Source organism: Melioribacteraceae bacterium, assembly GCA_030584085.1.
In the GTDB taxonomy this organism is placed as follows: domain Bacteria; phylum Bacteroidota; class Ignavibacteria; order Ignavibacteriales; family Melioribacteraceae; genus SURF-28.
In genome coordinates this window covers 1,023,097-1,039,954 of the sequence record CP129490.1, presented here as the reverse complement: position 1 = coordinate 1,039,954, position 16,858 = coordinate 1,023,097, and the positions used below count along the sequence as shown (strand labels likewise).

General features: G+C 34.2%; 15 protein-coding genes and 1 other RNA gene. 2 read left to right on the top strand and 14 right to left on the bottom strand.

Annotated features, from left to right (window positions below):
* Positions 1 to 39 precede the first annotated feature (39 nt).
* The 9 genes from QY331_04775 to QY331_04735 all read right to left on the bottom strand — a co-directional run bounded on the left by QY331_04775 (position 40) and on the right by QY331_04735 (position 7,326).
* Positions 40 to 1,077: a CehA/McbA family metallohydrolase gene (locus QY331_04775; protein WKZ70566.1), complete on the bottom strand. Its 1,038-nt coding sequence runs from the start codon at positions 1,075 to 1,077 to the stop codon at positions 40 to 42.
* 26 nt (positions 1,078 to 1,103) lie between these two features.
* Entirely contained in the window at positions 1,104 to 1,406 is a 303-nt protein-coding gene (locus tag QY331_04770; protein WKZ70565.1) for a hypothetical protein, read from the bottom strand.
* A 16-nt stretch (positions 1,407 to 1,422) separates the two neighbouring features.
* Complete coding sequence (dapF, locus tag QY331_04765) at positions 1,423 to 2,277, bottom strand: diaminopimelate epimerase (protein WKZ70564.1); 855 nt, start codon at positions 2,275 to 2,277, stop codon at positions 1,423 to 1,425.
* Positions 2,278 to 2,332: 55 nt separating this feature from the next.
* The gene (locus QY331_04760) at positions 2,333 to 2,803 is read right to left on the bottom strand and encodes a hypothetical protein (GenBank protein ID WKZ70563.1); all 471 of its coding nucleotides are present in this window, start codon (positions 2,801 to 2,803) and stop codon (positions 2,333 to 2,335) included.
* A gap of 228 nt (positions 2,804 to 3,031) precedes the next feature.
* Positions 3,032 to 3,389: a transfer-messenger RNA gene (gene ssrA / locus QY331_04755) on the bottom strand.
* A 45-nt stretch (positions 3,390 to 3,434) separates the two neighbouring features.
* Positions 3,435 to 3,992, bottom strand: coding sequence for a cob(I)yrinic acid a,c-diamide adenosyltransferase (locus QY331_04750; protein ID WKZ70562.1), 558 nt, complete (start codon positions 3,990 to 3,992; stop codon positions 3,435 to 3,437).
* A complete protein-coding gene (locus QY331_04745) occupies positions 3,989 to 5,089 on the bottom strand; it encodes a hypothetical protein (protein ID WKZ70561.1) in 1,101 nt (366 codons plus the stop codon). The genes QY331_04750 and QY331_04745 overlap by 4 nt, the downstream gene beginning before the upstream one ends.
* An 11-nt stretch (positions 5,090 to 5,100) precedes the next feature.
* Entirely contained in the window at positions 5,101 to 5,937 is an 837-nt protein-coding gene (locus tag QY331_04740; protein WKZ70560.1) for a hypothetical protein, read from the bottom strand.
* Between the two features lie 18 nt (positions 5,938 to 5,955).
* Positions 5,956 to 7,326, bottom strand: a complete 1,371-nt coding sequence (locus tag QY331_04735; GenBank protein ID WKZ70559.1) for a dipeptidase — start codon at positions 7,324 to 7,326, stop codon at positions 5,956 to 5,958.
* 196 nt (positions 7,327 to 7,522) lie between these two features.
* Here QY331_04735 and QY331_04730 point away from each other — a divergent pair, with 196 nt between their 5' ends.
* The gene (locus QY331_04730; GenBank protein ID WKZ70558.1) at positions 7,523 to 8,893 is read left to right on the top strand and encodes an LptF/LptG family permease; all 1,371 of its coding nucleotides are present in this window, start codon (positions 7,523 to 7,525) and stop codon (positions 8,891 to 8,893) included.
* Positions 8,883 to 9,968, top strand: a complete 1,086-nt coding sequence (locus tag QY331_04725) for an LptF/LptG family permease (protein ID WKZ70557.1) — start codon at positions 8,883 to 8,885, stop codon at positions 9,966 to 9,968. The genes QY331_04730 and QY331_04725 overlap by 11 nt, the downstream gene beginning before the upstream one ends.
* Here the strand turns inward: QY331_04725 and QY331_04720 are convergent, their stop codons facing one another.
* From QY331_04720 to QY331_04700, 5 genes are all read right to left on the bottom strand, one after another.
* Positions 9,969 to 12,167: an adenylate/guanylate cyclase domain-containing protein gene (locus tag QY331_04720; GenBank protein ID WKZ70556.1), complete on the bottom strand. Its 2,199-nt coding sequence runs from the start codon at positions 12,165 to 12,167 to the stop codon at positions 9,969 to 9,971.
* A 3-nt stretch (positions 12,168 to 12,170) separates the two neighbouring features.
* A complete protein-coding gene (locus tag QY331_04715; protein ID WKZ70555.1) occupies positions 12,171 to 14,564 on the bottom strand; it encodes a hypothetical protein in 2,394 nt (797 codons plus the stop codon).
* Positions 14,565 to 14,595: 31 nt separating this feature from the next.
* A complete protein-coding gene (locus QY331_04710; GenBank protein WKZ70554.1) occupies positions 14,596 to 15,270 on the bottom strand; it encodes a FecR family protein in 675 nt (224 codons plus the stop codon).
* Between the two features lie 14 nt (positions 15,271 to 15,284).
* A complete protein-coding gene (locus tag QY331_04705; protein WKZ70553.1) occupies positions 15,285 to 16,319 on the bottom strand; it encodes a hypothetical protein in 1,035 nt (344 codons plus the stop codon).
* Positions 16,320 to 16,487: 168 nt separating this feature from the next.
* The gene (locus QY331_04700; protein WKZ70552.1) at positions 16,488 to 16,814 is read right to left on the bottom strand and encodes a DUF3467 domain-containing protein; all 327 of its coding nucleotides are present in this window, start codon (positions 16,812 to 16,814) and stop codon (positions 16,488 to 16,490) included.
* Between the last annotated feature and the right edge of the window lie 44 nt (positions 16,815 to 16,858).

Genomic DNA, 16,858 nt, shown 5'->3' with positions numbered 1-16,858 from the left:
CCAATTCTGTTTTTTTTAAGCTAGGTAATTTAATAAAACTTAATCACCAATTCTAATATGATTTGAGAATATCCAAGCTTTTCCTTCTAAAAAAACCTCTACTCTATATGCACCTTTTTGTCGAATAATGAATTCGCAATCGCTGTTTTCAACTTCATCGACCAATTTCCCGTTGCAAATCAAGTTAATTTTTCCGGAAATATTTGGAAGGAACACCCTTAATTTAACTTTGCCTTTTAGCGAAATGTAATCTCCCATTTGAAAAATTTTATTATCCGATTCGGCAAAAAATCTAAATCCCGTTGCATCACCGTGATAATAATTTGAAACGAAACATCTGCCGTTACGCAGAGATTCATAAATAAGAGATTTAGACTTATGAAAATCTTTCGGATCTATTTTTTCATTCATTAAAACATGAGTTCGTACTGATTTAAATAAAACTTTATATGGAAATACTTCTACTTCAAAAAAACCTAGTACATTAATTTTATGTGCGTGGGCATCAACACCGCCAATACCAACAACTTTTCTTGCCTGATTTAATTCATCCCATTTTTGTAGAGTTTCGGCGGGCGGACCAGCGACCGAGCGAAGTGGGTGCACAAAATGCTGATACTTATTTTCTTCTGTAAGACCTTCCATCCATTCTGACATGTGATTCCAAATCTCGATTCCGGTAAAATCATTCGTATCCCATTCAGTCCAAGGAAAAGCCGGATGTTCCTTCATAGATGAACGCTTTTCATGCGGATGTGCAATAAAACCAATTCCACCAGCTGATTTAACTTTCTTAACGTATTCCTTTGCGGACAATCTTGTTGAAAAGGCTTCATCAATACCAAAGGCTAAATAATGATTTTTATTTTCTTTGTCATTGATCTCACAACCAACAAGTAATAAGGTATTATTGTGCCAGCCTTCATATCCTTCATTTAAAGCACGAAGTGTATTATGATCGGTAATCATTATGTAATCAAGACCAACCTCATTTGCATAACCGACAATTTCTTCAACAGTACCCGATCCATCCGAGTAGATTGAATGCATATGTATTGCGCCAACGTACTCATTCATAAAAATATCATTTGGTTGGATTGTAATTACTCTTCGACTTCAAATAAGGTTGAATAATGCGTAGATTGCTGCTTAATCATATCAGAAAGTTTAGTCATAAGAATATCTACTCTTTCATCGGATTGATCATCGAAATCTTCATAAGCTTGATGATCTTTAAAGATATATATTTCTTCAAAATCGTTTGCTTTGCCTTTAGTTTCGAAAACAGAATAACTTTCTAATCCCTCTGCCTTTACTAAATTTTTTAACTCCCTGATAACATCAAGATAGTCATTTCTTTTTTCCGGTAAGATGCTGTACTTAATCGAAAATATAACTTTTGCCATTAGCTCCTCTTTATGATTAGATTGAATATTGACCCTCTTTTTCGATCTCAACCGAACCGGTTAGAGATACATTTACAATTTCATTATTTCCCATCTCGAAATTTACAATTAATTCTGCATTAGATTTAGTAATTAATTTAATCGGTGCATTTTTTTTATAAACCAATTTTGCAATTATTGCGGCTGCAACCGAACCGGTTCCGCAGGCTAAGGTTTCAGCCTCAACGCCTCTTTCAAAAGATCTAATTTTAATATGAGTTTCGTTTATATCAATAAAGTTAACATTTGTACCATTTGGTCGGAATTCCGGTAAATTTCGAATCTCTCGACCAATTTTATCGACCGGCACTAGTTGAATATCCTCAAAAACTGCTTTGGGATTCTTTGAATTTATTAAAATATCGTTAATATTTATAATTACGTGAGGTGAACCGGTATCGACATAATACGAGTTAATTAATTGTCCAAAAGCTTTTAATTTGAAATTGATTTTAATTTCAGATACCGGTTGAAGGTAAAATTTTATTACTTTGTCATTAATTATTTCACCTGAGTATTCGATTTTATTACTAGAAAATTGAACAGTATTTCCCTCGATCCTATTTGAAATTTGAGCATACTTTACTGCACATCTTGCACCGTTTCCGCAGAGTGATCCGGTAGAACCATCTGCGTTGTAATATAACATTTCAAAATTTGCTTCCTTGGCATCTTTGATAATAATTAAGCCGTCCGCTCCAATTCCATTATTGCGATCGCAGATTCTTGTTACATCGGACGGGGTAATTAGTAAATTTTGGTTGATTTTTTCGTCAATTAAAACGAAATCATTCCCCGCACCATTGAGTTTTATATATCTAAAAGTTTTCATAGTGAGACGAAATTTAGTTGATAAGAAATAGGTTTGCAAAGAAATTCGATTTTGACTAATCTAGTTTTATTCGTCGTAATTCTAATTCTGCATTAGGTGAATGAACTAAAACTTCTCGAATAAATTCATTCTCTTCTTCTATACCGATTGTGAGCCAATGGAGTGCGAGACTATTTTTCTTTCTATAGCGGAGAGATATCGTGTTGTTTGATCGAGCAATTTTAAGAACCGATGGAGTTACAAAAAGTGAATATCTATCGGTTATTTTAACGACCGTTCTGAGATCGATATTAACGGAAAAGGGACCAAATTTTGTCAAAAAGTTATGATCGTTAACGATAAAATTTATTCTAAAAGTCATCCAAATAATTGTACCGATGAGCAGGACTACAAAAAGTGCAACTACGTATGTAGTTGTGTCAGCAGCTTCAAATAAAATGAGAATTGTCGGGACTAAACATAATACTAATGCCGAAATAAAGATCCGTATAAATGTTTTATCTGTGGAGGGTGTAACATGTTTCATAATGCTTCAAAAATAGTGGATAAATCAGATGTCTGCAATAAAAAGGTATGGGATTATCAAAAACTGATTATGATTTATAAACAAAATACTTTTGTTTGAGATATTCATTCTGCTTGAAATGTCATGAGTGGTTGAGAACGAATTTGAGAAAGATGCAAAAATCGGCTTCGCCAGACAACGACTACGCCGCATTCAGTCTTGTTTCTCGCCTAGCTCGAAACGAAGCCTGAGTGGAGGTGGCGGGAGTCGAACCCGCGTCCGAAGCTACATTTCTAGGAACGTCTACACACATAGTCTGCTTATTAAATTTCACTTTAACAGAGCCAACAAACGGGCATTGTTAAAGCTAACTCGAAAAAAGTTTCGCCTCACCTATTCGAGTATTCGGTTTGGATAGCATGTCAAGCGGCGTTCATATAAATCCCGACATGCGGGGACTTAAAGAACGGCTGCAAACTGTTAGTTACGCAGCTAAAGCGTAATTAGATTCGCCATTTAAATCGTTGACCGTCGTTTAACGTGTCTACGGAGAACACGGTGCGCAGTTCAAAGAACTAATAACCCCGTCGAAGCCAATGTCACCCCCAAAATTAATTGAGAGAGGAGAAGTGAGATTATATAAAAAAAAAAATTACTTTTTAGGATTTATCCATTCAGTATCAGGTATATCGTCAACAAAATTTGCAAAACGTGCGAGAACAAATAAAAGATCCGAAAGCCGATTCAAATATACGGAAATTGTGTTTCCAATTTCAGCAAATTTTGAAAGTGCAATTACCTTTCTTTCAGCTCTTCGACAAACAGTTCTTGCCGTGTGCAAAAATGCCGCACCCTTTGTACCGCCCGGTAAAATGAAATGTTTCAATTCGGGAAGTTGATCACTGTAAAAATCAATCTCTTTTTCGATTTCATCAATAAAAAAGGATTGAACTCTTGGAATATGAGGATTGTCTTTTGTAGTTTCAATCGGGGAAGCTAAATCAGATCCGACAACAAATAATTTTGACTGAATTTTTTTTAATGTCGCGATTAATTTTACATCATTTATTTCAGTTAATGCTAAGCCAATAAAAGTATTTGTTTCGTCAACACTTCCGTATGCATCTATTCTTAAATTATCTTTCCAAACTCTCTCTCCGCCGAAAAGCGAAGTCATTCCTTGATCACCTGTTTTCGTATATATTTTCATTGTTCAATCGGGAAATCTAAAATTTGTATATCCACCTTTTCGGTTTCGTTAATCTCAGCAAAGATTTTATTATCTGATTCGAGTGCTTTCTTTCTGATTATGGCTAAACCAATAATTTGATTATTAAGTTCAGTTTGTGAGATAGAAGTTATTTCACCGACTTCTTCATTGTTTTCAGTTTTTAATTTGATCGGCAGAGAAAAATTTCCGGTCAACTCAAATTTTATACCTTTCATTAAACGCTGAACTTTATCATAAGTATCTAATCGGGCAATTACTTCTTGTCCGATGTAACAACCCTTTTTAAAATTAACCTCATGAATTAAGTTGACTTCATATGGATTGTATTTTGTATTTATTTCGTAAGGAAAAAGTGGAATTCCGTTTATGATTCTAAAATGGTTAAAAGCCTTGTCACCAATAAAATTTAGATCGAATGCACTTTTGTTTTCCTCTAAATAATTAATGCATGAAATTGAATCATCCGAAGGAGTTAGAATCCAATATTTTTTTAACTCATTAACATCTTCTAACTTTAGAACATATGATTTAATTGATTCAATCTCACCGGCAATTATGTTTTCAAAATTTAGTTCAGATATCTTGTTTCCGCAGAGCATTGGGATGTAAGATTCAACCTGATTCCCATAAATTTCAAAAATGGTAAAATTGTTTGAAACATCTTCTACAACGATATCTTCCATTATTATATATTTTTCAATCCAACTTTTTAAGTGTTCATCCGGATCAGCACTCCCAATAAGCAAAAAATAATCTCCCATTTTCAATAATGTTGTTCTATCTATCAGTCTACCCTTCTCATTAGTAAACAGAGTATTTTTATGCCGGAAGACTCCCAAGTTTTTTAAATCATTTGTTGAAATTCGGTGAAGAAAATCCAACACATCATTTCCGGTAAGTTTTAATATGTTGATACCGGCAAGACTTCTAATCCCGACACCCTTCACGAGCGAATGCAGTTCTTTATCAATTGATGAAAATGATTTTATATTACCGTTATTTCCCGGTTGTGCGTTGGGAAAAAGTTTCATAAATGTTCTTTTTATTTCGTGTACTATATCAACTTCGTTGTTCATGTTTTCCTTTTTTAATATTTACGCCACCATCTGCGGTTTACATCTGTAATATAAAGTTCTCTTTGCTCACTCCAATAAAACGGAATTGAATCTCGGATTCTAATACCGAGAGAATCTTCATAGAACCTATATTCAAAATAGTCCGGGAATTTATCATTATTTACATTTGCTAAAGTTCGCTTATGTACTATTCCTAAATAGGTTTCCATTAAGTGAGGTTTTTTTTCAATGCCATCGACGAAAAAGTAATTGTAACTTCTATGTCCGGAGATTATACCATCTGAGAAATATAATTCAATAAAAGGCATTTTTTTAGTCTTCCAGTTTCTCATAGTCATCCTACTGAATCCACCATGAATTGGAACTTCGGCTTCCCAAAGTTGAGTAAAATTATTTTCTTCACAGACAAACAAAGTGAGATAGAAAAATGCCGTCCCTAATTTGGTGCTGTCAAGATTTATATAACTTGATTTATAACCAACCACATTCTTTGGCTCAATTAATCTCTCACCTTCTTTTGATTTTGCAATAACAGCAAAAATATAGTTCTTATCTCCTCTGTGATACATAACCGCAGGTTTAGGAACATTATATGTATAGGTACGATCAAACTCTACCAAATATGTTCCTTGCGGAAAATCAGCTATAATATGTTCTTCAACCGAAATAGTATCACATGCAAAACGTTTCTTAGCCTGTTGTTCCTGAATATTCAAGTTAGCCTGACGAATCTCTTTATCTTTACTCGGTTCTTCATCAGCGGTTTTCTGTTCTCCGTCTCCGGATTCACAAGCGGTAAAGACTAACATCAGACTAAGAATTAAAATAAAATATCTTACTACTTTCATGGTAACACCTATTTTAGGTTAATTATTTTTTGCAAATTCATCCAGAAAGTATGCTGAAGCTAATATACCCTTTTTAAAACTATCCAAACTAAAATGCTCATTCGGAGAATGAATATTATCAGTATCGAGACCTAAGCCCATAAGTACCGTCGGAACATTTAATTGTCTAGCAAACTCAACTACAATCGGTATTGAACCACCTTCACGTGTATAAACCGTTGATTTACCAAAAGCCTTTGAAGCTGCTTTAGCTGCTGCTTTTATTGCTGCCGAATCAAGAGAGACAACTATTGGTAAGCCTCCATGCAGAGCTTTTACTTTTACCTTAACAGTTTTCGGAGCTATTTGCTTAATATATTTTGTAAACTCATTTGCTATTGTTTTGGGATCTTGATCGGGGACTAATCTCATACTAATTTTTGCCGTAGCTTTTGAAGGAAGAACAGTTTTAGCCCCCTCCTCAGTATAACCGCCCCAAATTCCGTTGCAATCCAAAGTTGGTCTGCCCGATAATCTTTCTAATGTACTATATCCTTTTTCACCCCATAGTTCTTTAACATCCAATTCTTTTGCAAAGTTCGCATCGGAAAAATTAAGTTTCTTATAATTTTTTCTTTCAAGCGGTGTCAGCTTTTGAACATTCTTGTAAAAGTTCGGGATAGTTATTTTTCCATTTTTATCTTTGAGCTTTGCAATAATCTCAGCTAAAACATTAATTGGGTTTGCAACGGCACCACCAAAAGAACCTGAATGAAGATCTCTGTTTGGTCCGGTGACTTCAATTTCCATATAACATAAACCGCGCAAACCGTAATTAATTGTAGGGACACCCGGCATATACAGAGAAGTATCCGAGATCATAACGGCATCACATTTCAACAGTTTTTTGTTTTGTTTCAAAAATTTATGAAGGTTTTCACTTCCAATTTCTTCTTCGCCTTCAATTAAATATTTTACGTTAACCGGCAATTTAGTTCCTGTCTTCTTAAAAGCTTCCACACTTTTTATATGAACAAAATTTTGTCCTTTATTATCATTTGCTCCACGCGCCCAAATCTTTCCGGATTTAATTTGTGGATCAAACGGCGGGCTTTTCCATAAATTCAAGGGGTCAACAGGTTGGACATCATAATGGCCATAAACCAAAACTGTCGGAAGAGATTTATCATGAATCAATTCACCGTAGACTAAAGGATGTCCTTCTGTAGGAATTATTTGTATTTTTTTCATACCGGCTGATTTCAATTGACCGGATACAAACTTTGCACATTTTATCATATCCTGTTTATGCTTAGATGAAGTACTAATACTTGGAATTCTTAAATAATCTTTTAATTCATTAATATAATTTTCCGAATTGGCTTTAATATAATTAATAACTTTTTCCACTGATACTCCCATTCTTTCATTAAATGAAGTGTAATTTTTGCCCTTTGATACGAGGGGGATATTATAAAAACTAACTTAAATTTAGTAGTATAATTTACATTTATAATGCTACCCATTCAAGGCAACTTTTGAATTAATAAAAATTTATAAAGAGTCATTAATCTTTCGTAAATTTGTCCAAACTAAGTAATTATTCATGATAATAGATAAATACATACTAAAAAATCACGCGGTTCCTTTTCTATTTTCAACCTTTGTTTTAATGTCGGTTTTTCTGCTGCAATTTTTAATGAAGTTTGCCGATAGACTAGTTGGTAAAGGACTAGATATTTTTATTATTGTTAAGTTAATTGCATTTAATCTTGCATGGATGCTTGTGCTTGTTGTTCCGATGGCTGTTCTAATTTCTACCTTAATGGCATTCGGTAATTTGGCTCAGAATAATGAAATAGCAATTCTTAAAGCATCGGGAGTAAGTTTATACAGAATGATGGTTACTCCGATTTTAGCATCAATTGTAATTGCAATTTTATTGATGCTTTTCAATAATTATGTTTATCCGGAAGCGAATCATGCCGCAAAAGTCTTAATGCAGGACATTTCAAGGAAGAAGCCTACATTCTCATTAGTACCGGGAGTTTTTTCACACGAGGTACCGAACTATTCTATTCTTGCACGAGAAATTGAACGCGACGAAAACAAGCTGATCGACCTTACAATTTATGATAATTCCATTCCTGCAAAAACTAATATTGTAACCGCAGAGGAAGGGAGAATTTATTTTTCTTCAAACCAAACAAAATTGATACTCGATTTAAAGAATGGCGAAATTCATGAATCTGAATTAGGCGATAGGTCAAAATATAGAATACTAAAATTTGAGAAACACAAAATTGCATTACCTGCAGAACAGTTTACTTTTCAGCAATCTGCTCCCGGAGGTCCAAAGGGAGATAGAGAATTGGGAACTTCAGAGTTAATAGCAATAATTGATAGTATAAGTATTCTTAGAAAAGAATACCTTGTTGATTATTCGCAAAAACTCGGCAATATCTTTATTGCAGACAGTATCGCTTTAAAACAACTGAAAACAGTCCGGCAACAAAAATCGAAAATCAATTTTAATAAAGTTGAGGATGTAATTAAGAATGCAGAAAATAATATGCGCGCAAGTGTTTATAGAATTGAAGCAAACAAAAAAAGTATAAACCGAATTTGGGTTGAAGTTCACAAAAAATTTTCATTGCCAATTGCTTGTATAATTTTTGTTATTCTGGGTGCACCCCTCGGTACAATGACTCGCAAAGGTGGATTTGGTATTGCGGCAGGCATTTCTCTTTTCTTCTTTTTAATCTATTGGACATTTTTGATAGGAGGAGAAAAATTTGCTGATAGAGGTATGTTCTCTCCATTTTGGGGAATGTGGACAGCAAATGTTGTACTCGGAATTCTTGCAATTTATCTTCTGACTAAAGCCGCTAAAGAACGTGTAACGTTATCATTTGATTTTTTGAACAAATTAATTCCCAAACAATTCAGATCTGTTAAAGAAAATAATGATAACTAAGATTGATAAATATATCACCAAACAATTTATTCAAACTATACTCTTTGGATTACTCGCATTTTTGTTAGTCTTTGTAATTATCGATATGATGGAGAATTTAGATGACTTCATTGATCAGAACGTTTCTAGTGATATCATCGTTCAATATTATATTGTATTTATACCGGAAATACTAAGATTGATGTTGCCTGTTGCTGTATTACTCGCCGCCTTATTTACTGTAGGAAAAATGGAAACGCTAAATGAACTTACTGCAATTAAAACTGCAGGTGTTAGTCTGTACCGGTATATGATGCCATTTCTTCTAACAGCACTTATTATAAGTTTATTTGCAATATATTTTGGCGGCTATGTTGTTCCGATGGCAAATACACATAAGGTATTTATCGAACAGAAATATATGAAGAAGGATTTGATAACTACCGGAAATAATATTTTCTTTCAAGATAGTGAAACTAGAATTGTTACAATTTCCTATTATGACGTTAGCGATGATGTTGCCAATAGAGTCAGTATTCAAGAATTTAGTGATACAAACATTACACAGATGAAAGAGCGATTTGATGTTGATAAAATGAGATTTGATTCATCTTCCTCAAGTTGGCTTCTCTTAAATGGACTTAGACGAACTTTTAGTGATTCATCGGAAACATTCGAAACTTTTGCTTCTTATCCTCTGAATTATCTAAACTTCCAACCTAACGATGTTATTATGAAGCAGCGTAAACCAGTTGAAATGACTTTAGATCAATTAGATGAATTTGCTAAAAACCTTAAACGGGCAGGCAATGACCCGACAAGGATATTAATTGAGTACCATTCAAGAATTGCGTTTGCTTTTACAAGTTTTGTTGTTGTTTTATTTGGACTTCCTTTTTCGGTGAATAAGAGGCGCGGAGGTTTGGCGATTCAGTTCGGAGTAAGCATACTTATTACCTTCGTTTATCTTGTATTTCTTAAAATTGTTGAAGCTTTCGGTAAAAATGGTGTGCTGGATCCGTTCTTAACTGCTTGGTTCGCAAATTTTTTATTCTTAGCTGCGGCATTATACTATATTTTCCGAGCCAATAAATAATTACTTCTCTGTTAGAGTTGTAACCCCTTCCCAATCTAAAGGCGGATTCGCAATATAATATTCACATCTTTTGATATATACTTCTGAGACACAATCATAGTTTTTGCTGATTTGTTCATTAAATAATTTTAAAGCTTCCTTAAAATTACCTTTTTTGTACTCTTCTAATCCTTTCTCATAACTTTCAAAGTGATTGTTCGAATCTGATTTCTCGCTGATGATTTCATAAACATTAACAGCATTTTGTTTACCTTTTACTTTTATGCAATCTACTCTTCTCATAAAAAAATCATCTTTAATATTTTCATAGGTAGATTCATTAATCATAATAGAAGTTCCGTATTGTTTGTTTGCCCCTTCTAATCTTGATGCAAGATTTACATTATCTCCCATTACTGTGTAATCAAATCTTTTCTTTCCGCCAATATTCCCGACAACTACATCACCCGAATTGATCCCGATTCTCATTTTAATTGGAGTGTTGCCGGAATTCCATTTGTCATTCAAAACTTCCAGTCGTTTTTTCATATCAAGGGCACATTTACATGCCAGCAAAGCATGATCTTTAATCTCGATTGGTGCACCCCAAAAAGCCATAACAGAATCACCTAAATACTTATCGAGAGTTCCGTTAAAATTCAATACCGACTCACTCATCTCATCCAAGAATTGATTAATGAATGTAACAACTTCTTCTGCTGATTTCCCTTCCGAGAAAGAAGTGAACCCGGCAATATCAGAAAACAGAATTGTTAAATTTTTCTTTTCACCGCCCAACCTTAGTTTATCCGGATTAGCAATTAATTCATTAACCAAGTGCGTTGAAACATATTGGCTGAACATGCTTTTCATCATTGAACTTTTTTTACGTTCGGCAAAAAATTCAAATGCGGTACTTCCTATATAACCAAATAAAATTGCTATAGCCGGGTCAACAATAGGGATGATAAGGTTTTGTGAATCAAATAATATGAAAGCGAGTTGAAACAATAAAAACAGAAGCATTAAAACGAAAACGATAATACCCGCTTCGATATAAAACACTTTTTTTGACTTGATTCTTTTAAGTGATGAAGTTAAGAGAAAAAATCCCATTGTTAAAATAATTAAAGAAAATATTACCAGAGATTTTGGAAGTGTGTAAAGGAAATTGTTATCCAGAAAATTTTGAACTGCATTAGCATGATATTCAACACCGTATAAAAGATTATCGCCTTCCCTTTCACCGGGAGAAAATGAAACGGGAACAAGATCTTTATCTTCCGGCATGGTTGAACCGATTAATACAATTTTATTTTTGAACTTATTGGAGAACTTTAGTCCATAGTCCGGATCATCCCAAGTATTAAGTTCGGTTTCAAAATCAGCTTCATCGATTGTAGTAAATTCACTGTCGTCAAGTACATCAATAAATTTAACTCTGGGAAATTTTCCGTTCGAACCATAATAGTTAACAAGTATAGTTGATTCCTCAAACTCAGGAATCTCAACATTCTCATAAATAAATTTTCCGGATGATTTTTCTGCGGTGTAATTTGAACTTTTATTGAAATATTTATTTAACAAAGCATAAGCAAAGGATGGTACCTTCTTATTGTTGACCGCAGAATAAATGTACGGAGCATACCTTCTGTACACTCCATCATTATCCGAAACGGCTTGTACAATACCGACTGAACTATCCGCATCGTAAAATAAGCTTGAATAATTTTCTTTGAAATTTCGAACAATGAACTGTTCACTCAAGTTTGCAAAAGCTGCTTCAGATTCAATATCAATCTTTCCCGCAACGACAACATTTTTATAATTTTTTATTGTTTCGAAAAGTGCACGATCATTCTCATCCGAAAACTGATCTTTGTTTGACATAACAATATCAATTCCTATAGCTGCAACACCCGCTTCATTTAAGTTTTCAATCACTTTAGAAAAATAAGTCCTTGGCCAAGGCCATGAATTATAAGGCGAAGGTATCTGATCATATGAGTCCTGTGTAATCTCAAGAATAATTACATCAGCAGAATCTTTGAATGGTATTTCTCCTCTCTCTTGGAATCTATAATCTATAAATTTTTGTTCTAATTGCTGGAGGGGAGATAATGGGAATATTAAATCCTGGCTTATAACGAATACTAATATTGTGGTAAGTATAGCTGCCCACATTTTTGTGAGGGCAGCTTTAGAAATGAATTTTTTCATCTATTAAAAGCTATATCTTGCTATCATCCCAACAATAGAATTTGTGCCAATATCCGGAATTCGATAGAATCTAACTTGAAGTGAAAGTATAAAATTGTCAATTACTTTATAGTTTCCCAACAAATCAAAAGCCTGTCTTTCAAAATCACCAAAACTTGGACTAAAAGTGGCCGAGATATCAAGCTTTTCTTGGAGCAGATATACACTTCCGCCTAAGAATATGGTTGAATAATCATATGGCAATGCTGAGGATTCACTTGTATAGTATGTTGCCCCGACATGACTGCTGAACATTTTATTCCATTCACTATTCAAATTAAATGAAATTGAAAAGTTGCTAGCGTCATTATTGCGCAAAGAATTGTCAACTCTATTTGAAGTTGAAAGATATAATGATGCCCTATGCGGAATTTCTAATAAAAAGTCATGAGTTAATTGAGCATAGATTTTATTTGTTGCATCTTCAACTGCTGAGGAATAGTAAGTTGTATCTGTAACACTTAAATCGTTTTTATTATCATATCTCGTGTAACCAACGGTGATATTTGGAATTCCATCGCCTGCATACACCGAGACAGAAGTATTAATTGTATTAAATGTTGTAGTTGCTATCTTCGTGTCTTGCAAGTTATCCTGCAATCTTTCATAACCTAGAGAGAGGAAAACTTTGTTATCTATCATTCTAATTCGATCAACAAAATTGAACCCGGCAACGTCGGTTCGAAGATAAGATTGACCGAATGAATTATAATCATTACCTCTATAGATATATCTTGCCGTAAAATTGTTATTAAAGTAATTGAGTCCAAGTGAAGCTGATGTTGCTAAAGACGCCAATTCCTCAGGATTCCATGGACCAAAAAATTGATTAATATCCATGAAACCGCCAAAGAATGATTTAAATTTCTTTACTAAATCCGGATCAATATCAATTATTCCACCACCTCCGAAAACGCTATCGATCTGTGCATCAGATAATGTTCCTGTGGTTATATCTGAGTTCAGAAAGCTCATTGCCGCTTCACCTTTGATCAATATTCTGCGATTGTCGAAACGTAAATTCAAATCAGTTCCAACGACCAAGTTTTCTTGAGGGCGTGCACCAAACTCAATTGATGATTTATCATCACCACTTTTTAATAATGTAAACCCAAGTTCAAAAGTTTCACCAGCTCTGAATGAAGGTCGGATTGCTAAGAGATCTCTGTTAAATTCACCTAATGCTACCCTTCCGTAAGGTTGACCATATTTTGCTTCATCAATTGCAATGATATCACTGCCAAATACAACCTGATCGGCCGAAAATGTTTCAAGCAATGCACCTTCGATGCTTTTAGTAATCTGTCCATAACTCGCTTGTAAACTAAAAAAACCAAGATTAATTCCGGCATCAACACCGCGAACACGTTTACCGCTTAAAATTAATTCGGGGTAAATCGGATAGCTATCACCAAATGATAGATTCAACCAATCGGTACTAACTTTAGCAGAATATCTATTTTGAGGTTGTCTGTAACTTTTTTCTTCTGAAGTTGCATAAACTTTCGCATCAAATTCCCAGCCGCTATAATTTGCTTTAAAGCGTGCATCTAGATTGTTATACCAAGTTGTTTCCTCGTTATAAGTTTCACCTCTTGATTCACCTTTTAAGGTGACATTATACTTAAATTGATTTTCAATAGCTGCAGCATAACTTCTTGAGATAGTATTAAAACTTCTCGCTGTTGTACTCTTTAAATTATCTTGATTATCATATATCTCAATTTTCAAGAACTGACTTTGTTCAGAAATTTTCTCCGGATAGTTTGCCCCGCTAAAGATTATTAAGTCCTCTGCAAATAGAGCGTATTGATTTACTTCAACTCCGTTTAGATAAATTTTTGTTGCATTTACATCTACGTCTGATGACGCATTTATGAAGGACAAAGTAATCAGCAATTCATCAGTGATTACATTTTCTCCTTCAGCCGGACTTAAAATCAATACATCACCCTTTTGTTCAACTTGTTGTTGAACTGTGATTCTTTCCGGTGGAATTTGCTCCGGACTTCCAACAGGATATGTGAAAAGTTCTCCCGTACTAAGAGAAATTAGAATATAATATTCTATTGAAGGAGGTGTAACGAATTCTGCTGGAATTACAACATAAGCTGCAGTTCCGCGAATTTCCATCTCTCTTCGAGTGAATTCCGTTTCACCAAAATTTTTAAAAGCAATAAATATTGAACTAATTTCAGCCGTTGAAAATAGTTCTGCTTTTAACTCAATCGGTTGATTGGCAATAACATCTCCCACTTCAACACGCGATATTAAATTGCTTGGTTGTGAAAAATGGACCGAGATAAATAAGAAAAACAATATCAAAAAATTTTTAGTAACTGATTGCCTGCTGGTCATAGCAACCTCAAAATATTATTAGCCATTTAGTTTATTCAAGATATTCGAGAATGTATTCATCTCCATTATCCAATTTAATTCTGATACGTTTTGTGCTATCCTTTTCAACTGCATCGAATTCTTTGTTTGTTTTATCATCTGCTTGAACAATTGATAATTCACCATCGGGTGTAATCTTTGCAAGTTGTCCGCCCCCAACAGAACCGGTAGCTTTCGAACCAAGCAAAGATTCAATTTCCACCAAACCTTCTTTAACAAATAGAATCATTGAACCATCTAATGGCACATCAAAAAATCCTTTTGTCCCTCTAATAGAAGCAACGCCAGTTGGAGTGGTGAACTTAAATTCTTGATCTTCTTGTTCAGTAATATCAAACCCAACTTTACCTTGTTGAATAAAAGTATTCTTGCTGAGCTTTGAATCTTCTTTAGTGCCATAAATGGTAACGATAGAATTTTCACGAACTCTTAAAAGAGAATTATCAAGAAATTTTAATAAAGCAAGAGATCGATCACCGGTGCGTAATTCATCTCCGTCATAAAGTATTCCGCCAAGCTTTGCCGGATCCCAATCACCGGCTTCGCCGGATTTGTAATCAACAGTTTGGATCACCTTTGTCAATACACCTACTGACGGTGGCAATAGAGCATAGAGATTCATCGAAAATAAAGTTGCGAGGAATAAAATATATTTTAATTTTTTCATTGTAATCACCTTCTCTAATCTTGTTCAATATTGATTAAATTTTCGGGATGTTGTCTTAAGTAATCCAACAGCGCTTGTATTTCTTCTTGAGTCATAGGTAGTCCCGTATCTTCCCAAGAAATTTCCGAGATTAATACATCCCCACTTAGTAATCTATTCAAAAGATCACTACCAAGACCATCAGTGATTGTTTGAAGCATCTGTCTAAAATTATTTGATGCTTGATTTTTAAAAGGATTGGAAGGATCATCCAGGAAGAAATTAACAATATTGCTTCTAATTATATCCGCATTAGAACCACCAACGGGTAAAGCAGAAACTTGAACTACAATTTCTTGTCCGGGCAGCCATTCTCTGGTAAGAATAGTTCTCAGATCAATACTTGTCACTAACCCGACTTGTACATTGTTTATTAATGGATCACCTGAAGTTAGTGCTTCTTCTAACGATTGAGTGTTTTCACTTCGGACATTTGCCAATACTTGATAATATTGAACACCTTCTAGTTCAGTCCATTGAGCTAACACACCACCGATGTTTTCAGTGGCACCAGGTAATGGTGAATTTAAAGAAAGAGTTTGTGCCGGATTGCTGAATTCATAATATTCAGTATCGGTGGCTAGTTGGTTATCATTCTCATCCAACAAATAAATGTCTAATCTATATTCGCCGGTTGGTTTGTTTCTTTTTCTATTTTCTTCTATTAGATCTCCATCACTTTGTCCCCTGCCTAAAGGTATGGATGTCCCCAAATCAGTATTAAAAAATGAACGGGCGGGAAATACTCTAGTTCTAAAAGTCAATAACCATTCATAAGAAGAATTGGGATTTTGTTTCCAAAACAACTCTCCTCTAATTTTCACATTACCTTGTTCAGGCAAAATTGAAATTGAAAATATTCTCGGAGCACCGGATAAATCATTTGAGAAAATGAATGGGGCAAAATCCATTTCGGAAAACGATGCGACTTGCAAATCTACTTGGTAAGACTGTGAATGTATCGGTAAATAAAATCCTACCAGCAGAATAAATAGTATAATTTTTTTCATGTGTGCCCTGCCTTTTTATGTTCGGTTTTGTACCGGAAAATAAAGTAATCTCAAATTACTAAATTGTGTTTCAGATCAAAAACTGAAGCTTTCTCAAAATAATTAATTGGTTATAAAAAGACTACAATTAATTATACAATAATAGCAAATAGGAGAACACATCTACAATTAATTTATTGTACTATCTTTATCGACATTCGTAAAACCAAACTGATGACCTGGCTGACCTTCTAACTTTATTTCGCCAAACCTATTTTCAAACTTACCTATATTATCTTGTAAAGCTTTCAGAAGCATTTTAGCATGTTGTGGAGTTGTAATAATTCTTGAAAGCACTTTTGCTTTTGGAACGCCTGGAACAACCCTAGTAAAATCAATTACAAACTCTGCAGGTGAATGAGTAATTATTGCAAGATTTGAATAAATACCTTCTGCTTCTTTTTCACCCAATTCAATTTTTAACTGTTGTGATTTCGGATCATTTTGTTGACTCATATTTCCTCCAATAAAAAACCCACACACCTAATCAGATATGTGGG

Coding starts and splice junctions, on each gene's coding strand:
- QY331_04725 (WKZ70557.1), top strand. CDS start 8,883: ATGATAACTAAGATTGATAAATATATCACCAAACAATTTATTCAAACT.
- QY331_04740 (WKZ70560.1), bottom strand. CDS start 5,937: ATGAAAGTAGTAAGATATTTTATTTTAATTCTTAGTCTGATGTTAGTC.
- QY331_04720 (WKZ70556.1), bottom strand. CDS start 12,167: ATGAAAAAATTCATTTCTAAAGCTGCCCTCACAAAAATGTGGGCAGCT.
- QY331_04750 (WKZ70562.1), bottom strand. CDS start 3,992: ATGAAAATATATACGAAAACAGGTGATCAAGGAATGACTTCGCTTTTC.
- QY331_04705 (WKZ70553.1), bottom strand. CDS start 16,319: ATGAAAAAAATTATACTATTTATTCTGCTGGTAGGATTTTATTTACCG.
- QY331_04745 (WKZ70561.1), bottom strand. CDS start 5,089: ATGAACAACGAAGTTGATATAGTACACGAAATAAAAAGAACATTTATG.
- dapF (WKZ70564.1), bottom strand. CDS start 2,277: ATGAAAACTTTTAGATATATAAAACTCAATGGTGCGGGGAATGATTTC.
- QY331_04770 (WKZ70565.1), bottom strand. CDS start 1,406: ATGGCAAAAGTTATATTTTCGATTAAGTACAGCATCTTACCGGAAAAA.
- QY331_04760 (WKZ70563.1), bottom strand. CDS start 2,803: ATGAAACATGTTACACCCTCCACAGATAAAACATTTATACGGATCTTT.
- QY331_04700 (WKZ70552.1), bottom strand. CDS start 16,814: ATGAGTCAACAAAATGATCCGAAATCACAACAGTTAAAAATTGAATTG.
- QY331_04710 (WKZ70554.1), bottom strand. CDS start 15,270: ATGAAAAAATTAAAATATATTTTATTCCTCGCAACTTTATTTTCGATG.
- QY331_04775 (WKZ70566.1), bottom strand. CDS start 1,077: ATGAATGAGTACGTTGGCGCAATACATATGCATTCAATCTACTCGGAT.
- QY331_04715 (WKZ70555.1), bottom strand. CDS start 14,564: ATGACCAGCAGGCAATCAGTTACTAAAAATTTTTTGATATTGTTTTTC.
- QY331_04730 (WKZ70558.1), top strand. CDS start 7,523: ATGATAATAGATAAATACATACTAAAAAATCACGCGGTTCCTTTTCTA.